Here is a 16,960-nt window from a genome sequence, read left to right as displayed (position 1 = left end):
TGTAACCCTGGGCAGGTTGACCGACGCGGGGCGCGGGGCGCGTGGTGTGCGGCACGGAAAGCGGGGCGGCAATGACGGCGGACCAGGACGGCAGTGGTACGGCGGCGGGTGGTGAACCTGAACTATCGGACAGTCTCAAGACGTTCGGGGCTGTCTTGAAGGCGCTGCGGGAGGCTGATGGCCTGACCCAGGAGGAGTTCGCACCGCGTGTGCGCTACTCGGCGGCGTACGTCGCGAAGATCGAACAGGGCAAGCGGTTCCCTCCGGAGAACCTTCCGGACCGGACGGCCGAAGTGCTGGGGCCGGTCGCGGGCAAGGTCCTCGCGGCAGCGGCGAAGAGCCTGCGGAGGAAGGCCGGGCTGGCGTCCTGGTTCCTGCAATGGGCGGGGATCGAGGAAGAGGCGATCACGCTGTACGCGTATGAGTGCCGGGGGATTCCGGGGTTGTTGCAGACCGAGGGATACATCCGGGCAGTCTTCGACCGACGCCTGCCGCCCTTGTCGGAGCAGCAGTTCGAGCAGCAGGTTGCTGCACGCCTTGAGCGACAGGAGCTGTTGGGCGCGCGACCCAACACCTCGTTCTCGTTTCTTATCGAGCAAGCCGTCCTGGAACGCCAGTTGGGAGGACCTCAGGTGACTTCCGCCCTCATCGACAACCTGCTGACGCAAGGCCGTCGACGCAACGTAGAAATCCTCGTCATGGCACTCAAGCAGCCTGACCACTCGGGCATCGACGGCCAGATGTACCTCGCCGAGACCTCGTCCAACAGCTGGTTCGGATACGTCGAAGGTCACGACAGCAGCACTCTCATGGCCGACCCGAAAGTGGTCAGTGCCATGCTTCAGCGCTATGGCAAGATGCGCTCACAGGCGCTGAGCCACGAGGCCACAGTCGGCCTGCTGAAGCAGATTCAAGGAGCGCTATGAGCACCGAACTTGACTGGGTCAAGAGCAGCTACAGCGGCAGTGGTGGCGACAACTGCGTTGAGGTCGCGGTGGGCGCCGAAGCGGTCCACGTCCGGGATTCCAAGGACCTCGGCCGCGACTCGTTCGCCGTCGCCTCCGGCGCCTGGGCAGCCTTCACCGCGCACGTGTCGGGTTCCTGACTGTCGACGGCGGGGCGGCAGATCTGCCGCCCCGCCGACGCACTGCTCAGTCGGACTCTGCGGAGGCCGCCGTCTTCTTCTTCGGGGCGGCGGCCTTCTTCGCGCGGGTGGCGGGGGAGGGGCGCCAGGCGCGCAACGTGTCGTCGGTCAGGCCGAGTTCACCCTGCTTCTGCTGCCGGAAGGCGAGAATCTCGGCGGCAGGGGACGCGCCGAACTCGGCGTCGTACTCGCCGTACCACTGGTTCAGCCAGGACTGGAGCTCAAGGAGCCCAGCCAGGAACGGCACGATCTCCTCGCTGCCGAGACCCGCGGTCTGGATGTACGAGGCGAGCGCGAGCGCCTGCTCCAGGTGGTCCCAGCCGGCCCACCCATACAGCTCGGGCGACTGCGCGTTCACCGTGCCGTACGAGACGAACCGCTCCTTGGGCACGTCGAGCTTGCCGCGGGCACGCCAGTAGCTGGGCTTGAGGAAGTCGGGGGGAGAGGATGTGTACTTCGGAGGCACGGGCGTCCGCTCACGGATCTTCCGCTTCGCGGGCTCGTCCGGCGCAGCATCCTCCTCACGCTGGAGATCCCAGACGTGCTCCCAGTCCGCACGCTTTTTCAGCCCGGAAGGCTTGTAGCGGAGAGCCGAGACGAAGGGGACATGCTCCTCGGAGAGCAGGTCACGGACGGTCTTGGCGAAGTCCTGACGGGGGGCGTAGAGATCGGCGACGGAGGTGAAGTCCTCGTCGGCGGACAGGGCTTCCGCGAGACGGGCGAGGGTGGTGACGGTGGGGTTACCGTTCGCGTCGAACCAGTACGAGCGGTCTTCGATGCGGTCGAGCAGCCAGGACTTCAGCGCCTCCTGGCGCATCGAGTCCCAGCCTTCGGTGGCCCAGCGGCGCTTGTACTCGGGGCGCTCGATCATGTTGATGGCACGATTCGACTCGATGACGTCGATTCGCTTTTGGACGATTGCACGGTAGTCGTCAGGCCAGTGGGACGGGATTTCAGTGATGGGCGTGTACTTGTGGTTATGGTGACGGAACCAGGATGTGTTTACTTCGCCGCATTCCAGTTTACGGGCGAGTGCAATAGCGAACGCGCGTTCTGCTGGGGTGATTTCTGGAGTCGCCTCAGGATCGATGGTCAAATCCTGGTCCAGGATTTCGTACAGGGAGTAAACCTTCCAGTCGAGCTCCTCTTGAATGGCAATCATTTGGGTTCTAATTGTGCGGTATTGGGCTTCTGCGTCACGTAGTGCTGCAGCTGTGGGAGTGCCCGTCGAGGTGACGGCTGCAGGGGTGCTTCCAATCAGCTGCAGGGACAGTTTTTCAAGCTTGCAAGAGAGTTGATGAGGATACTCGGTGGGGAGTGGGAATTCGGCGAGTTTTGCTCCGTTGAACTGGAATCGATGCTCCCAGGGTTCGTCGGCTCCACCAGAATCAGCGCCAGGGCGCCCCATGTCGTGACTGACCTGGCGAAGCCAAAGTCCAGCCGTTGAGCTATTTAGCAACCCGAGCAAGTTCAAATGGTCTGCTTCGGTCGCGTTTGCTTTCAGCTTGATGTAGAGGGCTGAATTCTTGAATACGGTTTCCTCCCTGTGTAGAACGAAATGGTTGTGTGTTGCGATGAATGCGTAGGCGATGGTCCAAGGGTGCGCCGAGGGGCTCGATGTCACTTGATGCCATTCGTACCAGGGGCGCCCGTCGGAAAAGTATGTCCCCTTGGAGAAGGTTGCCCGATTTCCTAGGACGGTGCGTCCAGGCCACATGATTTTGTGTGCGGACGATTTCATGTCGAGCGGAATGAGTTCAAACTTCCCATTTTGGTGCTCGTATGGGAAGAAGGCGTAGGTCTCTTCGGAGTGTACCCAGTCCCGCAATTCGTCACCGAGTACTACGGTGCGGCCAGATTTGATTTCTCCACCCTGGCGCGTCCAGTTCTCTCGAGTGGTCAGCATCATGCTGTCTGCATTGGTTTGTCCTGTATACCCAATGCGCTCGGTGATTTCCTGAAGTTTATGACCTGCAGCGCCGAGGGTGCTCGAAATTTCTTGTCCGCCTGCGTTGAGGATCCACGGGTGCCACGCAAAGAAATCGCGACTTGCGAGATCATCGACTGCTACCCACTGGCTTGTCGAGCCGGGGGAGTCGATTTGAGCGCTGATTGAACTCCAAACCAGCCCTTCTTCCTCTTTCCCTTCCTCTGGCACTGAAGGTTCCCCCTGTACGCTGCGCACTGTGCGGATCGTAGTCCGCCGTTGCGATCCCTCTTTTGAGGATCCAACCAAGATCACAGTCGGAGTTCCGTGCCCAGGGATGAATGCCCCCGATGTGTCGATGACCTCAGTGAGCTCGACCTTGTGGGCGAAGTACTCTTCGATTAGCTTGGCTCCGAACTCCCGCTTCATAAACGAGTTCGCTGTGATCTGCCCGACCATGCCATAGCCGTGCCCATCACCCCCACCCCGCCTGGCCAGCTCGAAGAATCGCTGGGCGAACGGCACGGACAGCGCGTACGTTCCCGCGCACGCGTCATACAGCTCCCGATAAAGCTGGTTGAGTTTCTTGTCCTTGACCGTGATGTACGGCGGGTTGCCCACCACCACGTGGTACCGCCCCTGCTGCAGAATCCCCGGGTACTCGTGCACGTCCTCCGTCGCGTACGAGAATTCGGCCAGGGGGTCGCCAACCGCACCCTCCTCGCCGAGCCCCAGCTGAAGTTCCAACTGCCGGTCCTTGATGAGCGAGTCGCCCACCGCCAACTGGATCGGCCACTCGTACTCCCGAGCCGTCCCCAACGTCCGCAGCCCGCTCGCAGCCATCGCCGCAACGAACAACCGGAACCGCGCCACCGCCACCGCGAACGGGTTCAGGTCCACCCCGTGCACCGACTCCAGCGACGCCCGCACCCGCTCGTACGGTCCGACCTCCGGCCGCTCCTCGGCCCACAGCCGCACCAGCCGCCGGAACGCGCCGAGCACGAAGTGCCCCGACCCACACGTCGGGTCGATCATCTTCAGTTCTTCGAAGCCGAACTCGCGGACCGCTGGCGTCATCGTCCGGTCGAGGATGAACTCCTCGACGAATTCCGGGGTTTGGAGCAGCGCGTACGTCTTACGCGCCGCCTCGCTCAGGTCCTGGTACAGGTCGCCCAGGAACCGGGTGTCCCAGCCCTTCGTGCCGTCCTCGCTCAACGGGTCGGTGAAGTCGTGAACCAGCACCGACGTGCTGCCGGAGCCGTCCTCCGCCTCTACTGACTTCTGCTCCCGCCAGAACGCAAGGAGCGCGCCAGCCCCGTCGTGCGACAGCGGAATCTGGTACAGCGGGTTGTGATCCCGGTCGAACAGCAGCCGCCCCGCCTGCCCCGCGCCCAGTTCCGCGAACGCCGTCTCCAGCCACCCGCGATACGTCGGGTCGGCGTCCTTCGCCATGTACTCCTCGTACCGGGCCTGGGCGACCTCCCGCCCCGCCACGTCCGGCGCCGTGATGTACGGCTCTGCGATCAGCCGGTTGTCCTCGCTGAACCGGACGAAGACCGTGCCGAGCACCCATGCCACCGCGACCTGGGTGACCCGCTCACCGAGCCAGGAGTTCCAAGTCGCCGCCGTACGGCCCAGCTTCTTCGCCTGGTCGTACTCGCCGCGTAGCCGTGCCCCGACCTCGGGAACGGCCTTGACCTGCGCGTCCAGGTCGGTCTCTCCCGCCTTGACCTGCTTCTGCAGGTCACTGAGGAGGCTCTTGCGGTCGATCACGGACTGCTCCCGAAGTTGTGACTAAAAGGCGAGACGAGAAGGAGGAAGGAGGAGAGAAGAGGCGACGATCCGCCGCACGTCAGGCGCCAGCCATCAGACGTCCGGCCCCAGATGTTTCCGTGCCACCCACGCATCCGGCACGACGATCCACTCGTCGAACCCGGCCTGGTACGGAACGCTCTGCCCGGCCAGCCTCGGCGCGCGCGCCGGGTCGGACTGGGCGACGAGCAGCCACAGCGGGCTGCCGCCCTGCCGGGATTCCTCGGCGAGCCGACCCAGGAGGTCGAACGCGTCGTAGCGGGCGAGTGCCGCCGTGTCGGTGAGGAGGAGGGGACCGCCGCCCGTGTCCGCAAGGCGGTCGCGGAGCAGCGGCTCGACCCGGCCCCAAGCCTTGTCCGTACGGACCCGCAACTGCTGGTGAGGCCGCGTGCCCGCCTCGGCGGCGTCCGCCTTGAGGACGGTCTCCCAGGTCGGCCGAGCCGCCTCGGCGATCACGCCGCGCAGCTCCGCCAGGAACAGCCCGGTCAGCGACACCACCGCCGCGCCGTAGGGCTCGCCGGCCAGCCGTCGTGCCGCCGTCTCCGCGCCCCGGTCCGGCACGGTCAGGACCCGGAACCCGTCCTGACCCGCCGAGTGCACGAGCCGCTGCTCGGCCTTCACCGCCGCCGCGACCGCCGCGTCCGCGTCGTACTGCGTGGGCGCAGACCGCCGCACCGCCGAGGCCGCGACACCCCAACTCGCGGACGTCAGCCCGCTGGTGAACTCCCCGGCGGGCCGGTCCGGGACGAGCCGGAGGGTCTTGTCGTAGCGGGTCGCCAGCTTCAGCTCGAAACCGGCCTGCTTCAGCAACCGCACCAGCGCGCTGCCGACCGGCAGTTCGCGCGGGACGAGGGGATCGTCGCCCAGGTCGGGGAAGCGGGTCGCGACCCGTTTGTGCAGGGCTTCGACGGTGAGCCCCGGCTGGCGCTCCTCCTCGATACCCGGCTGCACGGCGACCACACCAGCCTGCGTGATCCGCAGGGCCCGGACCAGGTCCAGATCGCGCGGGTAGATCTCCAGGCGGGGCGTGAGCGCGGCCCCCGGAGATGCCGCGACCGCGATCTCGGCCGTCCGCCGCTCGTCCCAGCCGAGCGCCCCCGGCGGCTGCCGCACCGCGGCCAGCTTGGTGAGGACCGTGCTCGCCGTCGGCAGGGACTCCAGGCCCGCCAGCTCGTCCGCCTGCGTACCCAGCTTGAGCGCGTACTCCTGGAGGGCCGGCAGGGTCGGGGTGTCCGCCCCGTCGTCACTGTCCTCTCCGTCGCGGACGTCGATGACGATCAGTCCGAGCACCGGCTCTGCGCCCTTGGGCAGTCGGGCGTGGAAGTAGCGGAACCGCGGCGGCGTCTCCTCGTACTGCTCCCGGAACTGCTCCCGCTCCACCACCGCACGCAGCAGCGACAGCGCCAGCGCACGCCGGTCCCGACGCTTCGCCACCTTGCTGCCCCGTTGGGCGAGCAGCGCGTCGGCGAGTTCGAGCACCGGCACGACCCGGCCGCGCTCGGCGACCAGGTCGATCAGTTCGTCGCTCAGGAGCTTCAGCGCGGGATCGTTGTACCAGCGCTCGCGCGATTTCTTCACGATCTGCGGGATGCGGCCCACCGTGAGGTCAAGGGCCTTGGCGACGTCCGTCTGCCTGACCCAGGGCAGTCCCTCGGGCAGCTCGCCCTGCTCGTCGGGAAGCCGGAGCAGCAGCCGGACGGCCTCGCGCTCCTTCGCGTTGGAACGGGCGCTGCCACCCGACGGACGCGGCACGAGGCGGGACGCCAGCGCGTCCAGACTCAGCCCGCGCAGCACCTCCGGGCCGGTGTCGCCGCCGCCCGCCGCGACCGATTCGGCGACCGCCTGCTCCAGCTCGGTGACCTCCTCGCGGGCGGCCTTGAGCGCCTCCTTGCTCATCGGCGCCGGTGTCTTGACCAGCCGCAGGTTCCACTGCTTCTGCCGGTTCTGGATCTCCGTGCGGGTCCGTGCGCCCATGCCCGGCGCGGTCAGGAACTTCCGCACCGAGTAGTCGAGGACGTCCCCCACGGTGTTCAGGCCCAGGTCGAACAGCTGGGACTGCGCCGCGAGCGTCAGGCCCGCCACCGACAGCGGCGTGGAACGGTCGGCCCGCTCCGCCTGTTCGTTACGGATCTCCTCGGCCGAGGTGTCGTCGTCGCCCTGGCCGATCTGCGGCGCCTCCTCCCGCACCGCGTTCTCGACCGCCACCACCTTGTTGCCGTGCCCGGAGCTCGGCGCAGTCGTCCGCTGGGCGTCCAGGAAGATCGCGTTCCAGGCGCGCTCCATCGGCTTCAGGTCCGGGAAGCGGTTCTTCACGTCCCGGGCCAGGGCCTTGCGGAAGAAGGCCACCAGGCCGTCCCGCACCGGATCGTCGAAGGCGTCGGCGGCCAGCTGCGGGTACGGCCACTCCTTCGGATCGGTCTGCCGGGGCGTGACCGAGCCGTCGCCCCAGCGGGGCAGCTCGCGGGACGCCATCTCGTGCAGCGTGACCGCCAGCGCATACCGCTCGGCGTGGCCGTCGTACGAACCGCGCGTGATGATTCCGACGAAGGGGTCGAGATAGCCCTCGGTGCCCGCCTCGATCTCCTTCGCGGGATAACCGGCGAGCGAGAAGTCGATCATCACGAGCTGGCGGGTGCCATTGGGACGGATCCGGATCGCGATGTTGTCCGGCTTCAGGTCCCGGTGCCAGATGCCCTCCGCCTCCAGGTGCTCCACCGCGCCGAACAGGTACTTTCCGTACGTCTCCAGCTGGTCCATGCGGAGGCGGCCGTAGTCCCGCAGCTGACGGGCCACGGTGTCCTCGCGTCTGCGTGCGGGCTTGCCCGTGCCCTCCGTGTCCAGTGCGCGGCTGTCACCCACGTACTCCAGGGCGAGCACCCTGCGGCCAGCGAGGGTCAGCGGCTCCCGCTCATACAGCGCGATGATGCTGGAATCCCGGTGGATCCGGCCCAGGACATCGGCCTCCCGGTCGAGCACTATGTGCTTCGCCTCGCTGAGCGCGACCTTGAGCACCGCTACCGGCAGGCTCCCGCTGCGCCGCGGCTCACCGGCCAGGTCACGGACGAGAAACGCCCGTGACGTCGAGCCCGTACCGAGACGGCGCACGACCTCCCACCGCCCGGCCAGCACGTCGCCGGCCACGGACTCCAGGGGGTCCTTCTCCGGCTGGGCCTGCTCCGCGCCGGATTCCGGGGGCGAACCGTCACCGGCCGACCCCCCGCCCGCCGCGGCTTTCTCGGCGAACGCCTCCTCGACGAATTCCAGCATCTCCAGGAAGTCGTCGACCGTGGAAAGACGGCGGATCGGCTCGTACGCGGTGGACGCCTCCACCAGGTCGTCGATGTCGGGGTTGAGACCGTCCACCAGCGCGCTCGGGGCAAGCGTCTCACCCGCCTCCAGACGGGACAGGACCTCACTCTGGGTCGCACCCGGCGCCTGCCCGGTGATCAGGAGATACGTGAGAACGCCGAGCCCGTACACATCGAGCCGGACCGGGTCCGCCTTGGGGATCCGCAGCTCGGGGGCCAGATACGGGTCGGCCTGCTGGGAGACGTGCAGACCGGACACATGGGAGGTGGCCCGCGTCAGCGGCTTGCCCTGGCTGGCGCTGTGCCCGGAGGCGATCTGCCAGTCCGCGATCTGCAGCCGAGGGCTCAGCCAGCGCTGCTCCTCGCCCAGTTCGCGCCCGCGCGGACCGCGGTTGCGCGGGATCACGTGCACCGCGTGCGCCGACAGCGTGCGGTGATGGAGCCGGTTGGAGTGCGCGGAGCGGAGCGTCTCGGCGAGCTGGCGGACCAGCGCGAGACGGCCCGGCAGGCTGAGGCGCGCACCGTGCTCCACCAGGTAGTCGTCGAGTCTGAGGGTCTCCGGGTGGTAGTCGAAGAGAATCGTCGGGCCTGCGGGATGCCCCGACGGCAGGTAGCTCTTCAGCTGGACGACGCCCGGGTGCCGGAACCGGCTGAGTACCGTGGCCTCACGCGCGGCGGCCTTCTCCACCGAGGCGCGCTCGGTGTCCGAAGCGCCCCGCTCGCTGAGGAAGACCCGCACCCGCGCCAGGTCGTGCAACTGGGTGTGACGCCCCAGGTAGTCGGCCCAGGTCGGACCGGAGTCGAACGACTTCGTCTCCAGGAGATACGACCCCACCTCGTGCTGACGGCGGACGGACGCGATGCCGAGCTGATTGAGGGCCGCGTCGACCTGGCGCGAGACCCCGGCGGTCATCTGCCCCCGGGCATCCTCCGGCGGAACGGCGAGCATCTCGACCAGCTGCCTGATCTTGAAGACGCCATTCAGGTCGGCGCCCGCCAGGTTCACCCGGAACCTGTCGTCGGTGAAGCAGACCGCCTCACCCACCCAGATCCTCGGCCGCCCGGGGCCACGACCCACGACGTTCCCGATCAGGCCCGCCAGCTCCTTGGCCTTCTGATTGGTCAGGTGCAGCGGATTGCCGTGCCGACGCTGGGTGCCGCCGGGTGTCGTCTGCACCCAGCTGTTACCGCCGCCGCTCACCGCCCCGTGCCAGTCCTTCAGCTCGACCAGGAACACACCGGCCGGCGCGGTGACCATGAGATCGATCTCGCGGACGTGCCCGCTGTTCGCCGTGAAGGTGAAGTTCGACCAGGCACGCCAAGGCTCCTCGTTCGGCAGGAGCCTGCGGATCGCTTCAAGACCGCGGCGCTCATGCTCGAACTCGGACTCGGTGACTGTCGTCCACCGGCCATCCTCCATGCGGCTCCTGCCCCGTGTCAGCTCATGTGCGTGTGTGCCGGTCGTATTCCTGCTGGTGCGGCCCAGACAGCCCGGCTGAATTCCCTCGAAGAAATCCTAAACGGTGACACTGACAACAGGCGGTCCAGAAGTGACAGCGGCCATACAACGGCAGGCCAGAGGGCTGGAGGGGGTGCCGGCCGGACTGTCGGGTCAGCCGGTGGCCGAGGTGAGCGGCAGGACGGGCGTCCCGTCGAAGTCGGCGGGGTGTTCGGTGAGCGTTGCGGTGGCTGCGCGGGACGGCGTGGGTGAGGGGCGTGGGCGAGTGACCGGAACGCGGGCCCTGTGGTTCGTCCGAAGATGTACTGGTCGGAACGCACGACTCTCCGATACATATGAGGGATTGAGCGGGGGATCGGGGGGACAGTGCTGCTTGTCGTGGGATTACTAGGCATAGGCGGATGTGTGCTGGTGTCCCGTTGCGGTGGACCGACGCAGTACCACCGGCCGTGCCGCCGCAGGCGCAAAGGACTGTTCGCCCGTTGCCAGGATCACGGCTTCACCTTTGTCACGGTCACCGACCTGGCGGGACTCGCGCTGTTCGGCCTGGCCTTCGGAGTGTGGACGCTCTTCGGGGCGGCCGGCTGATGCGGCGCAGCCGCAGCCAAGGTGGGTGGGCCGCGATTCCCTGGTGGGCGTGGGGGCTCGGAGGCATGGCAGGGCTCATCGGGCTGTGGCAGGTGGCCCAGCAGTGGCCGGTGTGGACCGGGTTCGGGCTGGCTTCCGCAGCTGCCGGGCTGGTGCTGAAGCCGGGGCGATCGGCCCTGATGGCGCGGGCCGGCCGTTCGGCGCTTGCCGCAGGGCCCGTGCGCTATTCGCTGGCACATCTCGATTCCCTGGACCCCACGGCGTTTGAACTGGCGGTCTGCTCCCTGCTACGCAGGGACGGACTGGCTGCGCAGCATGTCGGCCGAGCCGGGGACAAGGGAGCCGACGTGCTGGTCATCGACGGGTCCCGACGACGAGTGGTCGTGCAGTGCAAGCGGCTGCGACCGGACCGAAGGGTCGGAGACCAGGACGTCCAGCGGGTCAACGGAACCTACCGCCACGACCACGGTGCCGAATTCGCTGTGATCGTCACCACCGGAGGGTTCACGGCAGCCGCGAGAGCCAGTGGCCCGCGCTACGGGATCCATCTTGTCGACCGAGACGCGCTGGAGCGGTGGGCCGACCTGGGTGAGCCCTTGTACCGGATTCTCCGGATTCCCAATGAGCGGGCACGGAGCGGGAAACGAGGCCCCGGATCTTGGCGTGCAAGAAAGTCGCTGGGGTGACATCGCGTCAGCGGACAACACAACTCACCTTGCATACAAGTGCATTGACGACCCGAGGGGGAGTATGACCGGCCAGATCGAGTCCGCACGGATTCAGGTGTCCGGGGCGGACCCGCGTCACGCGGAGCTGGAGGCGCGAGAACTCCGCGACGTTCTGCGCCGGTTGGACGACACCGAGGTGCGCTTCGCCCCACCGGAACCAGCACACGACGCGGAGGGCTCGAAGGGGCCCGCACTGCTGACCCCGGACGTCGTGCTCGTCCTCACGGGAGGATCCTTCACGCTGGCCGGGACCGCCATCAAGGCGTGGGTCGCCGTGCGCAAGAGCCGCAAGGTGCGCGTCCTGCACCCGGACGGCACGGTCACGGAGTTCCAGGGCGGCGTCTCCGGGCGTGAGATCAGGAAGCTGCGGGACGGTGGCAGCGACGACAGTTCGGGCCCCGGCCCCGGAGCCGGGCGGTGAGCCGAAAGCATGCCCTGCTCGTGGGCACCGCCACCCACCATGATGTGAGCTACCCCGCCCTGCCTTCGGTGCGCGCGGACATCCACTTCCTGGGCCAGGTGCTGGAGATGCCCGCCGTCGGGGGGTACGAGAAATGCGCCCGGGTCGAGGACTCGCCGAAAGTGGCGGTCAAGCAGGCCATTGAGGGATTCCTGAGCGCGCGGGAACCCGATGAACTGGTGGTGGTCTACCTCAGCGGCCACGGGGCGTACGACCGCGAGGACGGTCAGCTGTACTTCGTCACCACGGACACCGAGGCCGGGCGGGAGCGGCAGACAGCCCTCGAAGCAGCCTTTGTCATTGATCAGTTGGAGAAGTGCGCGGCCCGCCGCAAGGTGCTGCTGCTCGACTGCTGTTTCAGCGGCAGCGCAGTGCAGGGCTTCCGCAGCAAGGGGGCACCCGCGACGGCCGCCATGCCGGTGGTCGAAGCCGGAGGAGTACACGTCATCACCGCCTCCCAGCACTGGGAGAAGGCGTTCACCACGGATGCCGACCAGCCTTCGCAGTTCACCCGGGCGATCGTCGAAGGCCTGCATTCGGGACGAGCGGACCTGGACGGCGACGGGCAGATCTCCGCGAACGACCTGTTCCGTCACATCAGCCGGGACCTGCAGAACGCACCGGACGGCCGTCGGCAGACGCCAACCCAGTCCACCCTGTCCGTGACCGGCGACATCTATCTCGCCCGCGCCGCCGCCGGCCGCCAGATCCCCGCGCTCAAGCCACTGCCCGCCGGGCTCACCGCAGTGACCGACGCCGCGGGGGACAAGTCACCGGCACCGGTCGAGCCCACCGAGGCGGCACACGACGACTCCGCCTTCACCGAGGCCGAATGGGCCCAGCTGCTGGCCTACTACCAGCAATGCCTGGAGGCGGAGGGCCGCACCGGCGGACTGCTGCCGCTGGCGGGCAGCGACCCGCCGCGAACGGTCTGGCCGGCCGGGGAGGAAGTCCTTCTCTCCGGCACGGAATCCAGTGTGCAGGCACCACAGCGCGTCGTGGACCTCGCCGAGCAGGCGCAGAAAGACGGCGCCGACCTCTGGTACGGGTACCCCGTCGCCGTGCTGTACGACGGCACGCGACAGGTGTGCGCACCGCTTGCCATGCGCCGGATCGAAGTCGAACCCGGACCACAGGGGCGCAGCGTCGTCACGCCTTCCGGACCGATCGTCCTCCACCCCGAACTCGTCCTGAACCGGCTGGGCAAGGACGAAGGACGGGAACTGCTCGCCGCCTACCAGCCCAACTGGCGGCCAGGATTCCGCGAGGACATGATCCGCGACCTGCGCAGCCTGCTGCAGGAACTCGGGCTGCCCGACACCGAACACCTCGATCCTGGGGCCCTCGGTGATGGCAGCTCGCTGCGCGCGGCACACGAGGGTGCCCGCAACGTGGCGGTCGTCTATGCAACCCGGTCGGACAGTGCGGCAACGGCGCAGCTGATGAAGGACTACACGACGCTGCAGCGGAGCATCGGGCAGTTCCCGGACACGGCACTCGGAGCATTCACCGCGCAGGACGCAATGGATCCGAGCGCCGAGCAGGACGTACAGATCGTCGCGCCACTGGAACTCAACGAAGGACAGGAAGCCGTCATCCGGGCCGCCATGGTCCGCAGGCTCACGGTCGCCACCGGACCACCCGGCACAGGCAAGAGCCAGCTCATCGTCAACACGGTCGCCACCGCCAGGGCGGCCGGACAGACCGTGCTCGTCGCCTCCACCAACAACAAGGCGGTGGACGAGGTCTGGCAGCGGTGCGAGGAACTCGCCCCGGGGCTTCTCGTGCGGACAGGCGCGCAGTCGGTCGTCGACAAGGAGGTGAGCACACTGGAGGAACTCACCCACAGCGTCCGGCCCCGGCAGTCCTCCCAGACGTACCGGGGCGAACTGCGGAACCATCTCCGGACGCAGGAGTCGCTGCGGCACCGGCTCGCAGAGATCGCCCGCTGGGAGCGCGACCTCGCCGACCTCGGCCGGCTGCGTTCCGCCTACGCGGAGAAGCACCATCAGGACCCCCTGGCACTCGCCACCGCGCTGGGCGACGACGTCGCCCTGGGACGGTGGCTGCGCCGGGCCCGTGCAGCCGCCCGTCTCGGAATCTTCGGGGGATGGCTGCGCAGCCGGTGCGTGCGCAGGCTCGACCCTGTGCCGGTCCAGTTCGCGGACCGTCAGGACTTCGCCGAACTGCTGATGTTCGCCGAAGCGGAAGCCGACTGGCGGCGGATGCGCATCGTAGCCGAAGCGGCGCCCGACGACGCCCAGCTCCACGCCACGCTCCAGGATGCCGACCGGCGAGTTCGTGAGGCCGCGACAGCACTGCTGCAGTCGTCGGTGGCGGAGCAGGCGATGACCGCCCGCGCTGCCATCCACGAGCGCATCGAGGCGGTGCGGGCACGATCACCGAGGCAGTGGTCGACCCTGGACCGCATCCTGCCGCAGGTCTCGGGGTGGGCGGTCACCGCGCGGTCCGCACGGCGGTTCCGGGACCGGGCCGCCCTCTTCGACCTGGTCATCGTGGACGAAGCCAGTCAGTGCTCCGCACCGGATGTGCTGCCGCTGCTCTTCCGTGCCCGGCGTGCCCTGGTGATCGGCGACCCCATGCAGCTGCAGCACATCACCACACTGCAGCCACGCCAGGAGGCGGAGGCGCACCGGGGAGCAGGACTGCGGGCCAGCTGGCTCGACGAACACCGGCTCGAGCACCGCCGCTACTCCTCCTTCCATGCTGCTGCCCATGCGGCAGGGGAGACGCTGCTGCTCGACGAACACTTCCGTTGCCACCCGGACATCGTCGGCATCGCGAACCGGCACTGCTACGGCGGCCGGCTGACCGTCCTCACCGACCCCCGGTCGCTGCGGCGCATCGATGGAGTCGACGCCGTGCAGTGGCTCGACGTGACGGGAACGGTGCGCAGAGGCCACAACGGGTCGTGGCAGAACCAGGACGAGGCCGACCGCGTTCATCTCTCGGTGGAGCGCCTGCTCAAGCGGCTTCCGCACGGTTCGACCGTAGGCGTCGTCACTCCCTTCCGGGCCCAGAAGGACCTGATCGCCGGCCGCTGGCAGCACGAACCACGGGTCAGGGTCGGGACGGTGCACACCTTCCAGGGAGGACAGCAGGATGTGATCCTCCTGTCCCTCGTCGCGTCCGACCGGATGCGTCCGAGCGCCGTCAGTTGGCTCTCCCGCGAGGTCAACCTCTGGAACGTGGCCATCACACGGGCCCGTTCGCATCTCATCGTGTTCGGCGACCGCGACTTCTGGTCGGTCCGGCCCGGCATGCCGCACGCACTCCTCGACGCGGCAGAGGCCAAGGACGGCCTCCCTTCGCTCGGCGTTCACCCGGAACATTCCGACGAAGACGTCGGCGACCGGCTGCAGTACCTGCTGGGGGACGAGATTCCGGGAGTCCTGATCGACCGGAATGCCACGGTGGACGGCTATCCCTACGACTTCGACGTCCGCCGCAGCTCAAAGAGCGTTCGGATCCGACTCGACCACGGTGCGTCCACCGGCGCAGAGGCCGCACGTCACCTGAGACTCGCACTCGGCCGAACGGCCCTGCTGCCCAACGGTGTGCGGATCCCTGCCTGGCAGGTGTGGGACGGGCGGACGGAACGGGTGGTGGGCCGGCTCGACAACTGAAATGCGCAGGGAGGGGCGGGCAGCGCTGCAGAACGCACCGGGACGAGCGCGAAGCGCGATACGACTGCGACAGCCGAAGCCTGTCCCTATCATCGGACCGGGGGATCTCGGTGTCCCGGCCGGCACGCCGGAGACCGCTGCGTCGGCATGCCGTACGAGCTTCTCCGACGACCGGTTTCTTCTCATTCCGCCAGGAGTTCACCGTGCCGTACACGGCAGAGATCAGCCGCTCCAACCCGACGAGCATCATCTTCCTCGTCGACCAGTCCACCTCCATGAGCGATCCCATCGGTGGTGAAGTGCCACAGCAGAAGGCCGATGTCGTCGCCGACGCCATCAACCGCCTGCTCACCGAACTCTCCGTCAAGTGCGCGAAGGAAGAGGGCGTACGCGACTACTTCCACGTCGCGGTCATCGGCTACGGAGCCACCGTGGGCTCAGCGCTCGCGGGGCCGCTCGAAGGACGGGACCTCGTCCCCCTGAGCGAGGTGGCGGACAACCCGGCCCGCATCGACGAGCGGAGCAAGAAGGTCCCCGACGGTGCCGGCGGCCTGGTGGAGACCGCCGTCAACTTCCCCCTGTGGATGGATCCGGTCGCCCACGGCGGGACCCCGATGAACCGTGCGCTGCAGTACGCGGAGGGACTTGTCGCCGACTGGACCGAGCGGTATCCGGCCGGATTCCCGCCCATCGTCATCAACCTGACGGACGGCGAGTCGACCGACGGCGACCCCACCGCGGCCGCCGAGGCCATCACCTCCCACGCTACGGCGGACGGAGCGGCGCTGCTGTTCAACCTGCATGTGTCCGCGGCAGGCGGCACACCGACTGCGTTCCCCGACTCGGCGGACACCCTTCCGGACAGCTACGCCCGGACCCTGTTCGGCATGTCCAGCCCGCTGCCGAGCCACATGCGCTCGTACGCGGCCTCGCAGGGGCAGCGGGTCAGCGAGACCACTCGCGGTTTCGTTTACAACGCCGACATCACCACGGTCGTCCAGTTCCTCGACATCGGTACCCGGGCCACCGAACTGCGGTGACGACCTCCACTTCCTGCGTGTACGTCACGCACCTGGTGGCCCCCAAGGAAGGAAGCACGGCAGCGGAATGCGAGGACGCCGTCGCCGTGCTTCCCGGGCATCCGCACGATCACATGCTGCGGGAGCCATTCGCGGCAGGTGTCTGCGACGGAGCCACGGAAAGCGCACTGGCCAAGGACTGGGCCAGGCTGCTGTCCCGCGCCGCGGCCGAACACGCCATGACCCTGCCGGACGCGCTGGCGGGCGGGAGCGCCTTCGAGCAGTTCGCAGCGTCCGTGGTGGCCCGGTGGGATCCCTGGCTGGCCGACTACATGTTGGCTCGCCAGGCAGAAGGGCGTCCACTGAAGTGGTACGAGCACACCAAGCTCGCGGAGGGTGCCTACGCGACGCTGCTCACGGTGCGCGTCGACCCGGAGAGCGTCGCCCACGACGGCGCAGCGGCACCGTCCTGGCGGTGGCGTGCCGCTGCGCTGGGGGACAGCTGCCTGTTCCACCTGCGCGACAACCAGCTGATACAGACGTTCCCGGTGTTGGCCGTCGAGGAATTCGGCACCACTCCCGATCTCTTCGGCAGCCGCAACCGTGACGCCGCGCTCCTTGCCGACCGCACGAGATTCACCGGAGGGAACTGTCATCCGGGAGACCGCCTGCTCCTGATGACAGATGCCCTGGCCGCTTGGCTCATGTCGGCCCCGGACCAGGCCGACGCAGTCGGCCAGCTCCTCGAGTACGCCGGGCCCGACGACCTGGACGATTTCAACAACTGGCTGAACGGGCTACGGGACAGCCGGCAGTTGCGCAACGACGACGTGGCATTCGTACGGATCGATTTCGAAGGACGGTGAAC

10 protein-coding genes are annotated in these 16,960 nt (G+C 67.9%); 8 read left to right on the top strand and 2 right to left on the bottom strand.

Annotation, left to right across the window (positions count from 1 at the left end; translation table 11 throughout):
- Positions 1-71: 71 nt before the first annotated feature.
- Entirely contained in the window at positions 72-926 is an 855-nt protein-coding gene (locus tag ACWCPY_RS11850; RefSeq protein ID WP_451264166.1) for a helix-turn-helix domain-containing protein, read from the top strand.
- Positions 923-1,105 (top strand): DUF397 domain-containing protein, encoded by a 183-nt coding sequence (locus ACWCPY_RS11845; RefSeq protein ID WP_402399071.1) that lies wholly within the window; start codon positions 923-925, stop codon positions 1,103-1,105. Before ACWCPY_RS11850 ends, ACWCPY_RS11845 begins: the two co-directional genes overlap by 4 nt.
- Before the next feature lie 46 nt (positions 1,106-1,151).
- Here ACWCPY_RS11845 and pglX read toward each other — a convergent pair whose 3' ends face one another.
- The gene (gene pglX / locus ACWCPY_RS11840; RefSeq protein WP_451264165.1) at positions 1,152-4,844 is read right to left on the bottom strand and encodes a BREX-2 system adenine-specific DNA-methyltransferase PglX; all 3,693 of its coding nucleotides are present in this window, start codon (positions 4,842-4,844) and stop codon (positions 1,152-1,154) included.
- Positions 4,845-4,937: 93 nt separating this feature from the next.
- Entirely contained in the window at positions 4,938-9,611 is a 4,674-nt protein-coding gene (pglW, locus tag ACWCPY_RS11835; RefSeq protein WP_451264164.1) for a BREX system serine/threonine kinase PglW, read from the bottom strand.
- A 444-nt stretch (positions 9,612-10,055) separates the two neighbouring features.
- On the opposite strand from pglW, the gene ACWCPY_RS11830 reads away from it, so the two are divergent.
- The 6 genes from ACWCPY_RS11830 (at position 10,056) to ACWCPY_RS11805 (ending at position 16,958) form a co-directional block, all read left to right on the top strand.
- Entirely contained in the window at positions 10,056-10,238 is a 183-nt protein-coding gene (locus ACWCPY_RS11830; RefSeq protein ID WP_451264163.1) for a hypothetical protein, read from the top strand.
- Positions 10,239-10,303: 65 nt separating this feature from the next.
- On the top strand, positions 10,304-10,924 hold the full coding sequence (locus tag ACWCPY_RS11825) for a restriction endonuclease (protein WP_451264162.1): 621 nt from the start codon (positions 10,304-10,306) through the stop codon (positions 10,922-10,924).
- Between the two features lie 64 nt (positions 10,925-10,988).
- Positions 10,989-11,387: an effector-associated constant component EACC1 gene (locus ACWCPY_RS11820; RefSeq protein WP_451264161.1), complete on the top strand. Its 399-nt coding sequence runs from the start codon at positions 10,989-10,991 to the stop codon at positions 11,385-11,387.
- The gene (locus ACWCPY_RS11815; RefSeq protein WP_451264160.1) at positions 11,384-15,073 is read left to right on the top strand and encodes a caspase, EACC1-associated type; all 3,690 of its coding nucleotides are present in this window, start codon (positions 11,384-11,386) and stop codon (positions 15,071-15,073) included. The genes ACWCPY_RS11820 and ACWCPY_RS11815 overlap by 4 nt, the downstream gene beginning before the upstream one ends.
- Before the next feature lie 203 nt (positions 15,074-15,276).
- A complete protein-coding gene (locus tag ACWCPY_RS11810) occupies positions 15,277-16,113 on the top strand; it encodes a vWA domain-containing protein (protein ID WP_451264159.1) in 837 nt (278 codons plus the stop codon).
- Positions 16,110-16,958 (top strand): hypothetical protein, encoded by an 849-nt coding sequence (locus ACWCPY_RS11805; RefSeq protein ID WP_451264158.1) that lies wholly within the window; start codon positions 16,110-16,112, stop codon positions 16,956-16,958. The genes ACWCPY_RS11810 and ACWCPY_RS11805 overlap by 4 nt, the downstream gene beginning before the upstream one ends.
- The last annotated feature ends 2 nt before the right edge of the window (positions 16,959-16,960 follow it).

The organism is Streptomyces sp. NPDC002403, from assembly GCF_053593015.1.
Note: the sequence above shows the minus strand (reverse complement) of the source record. Positions and strands in the feature narration are given on the sequence as shown.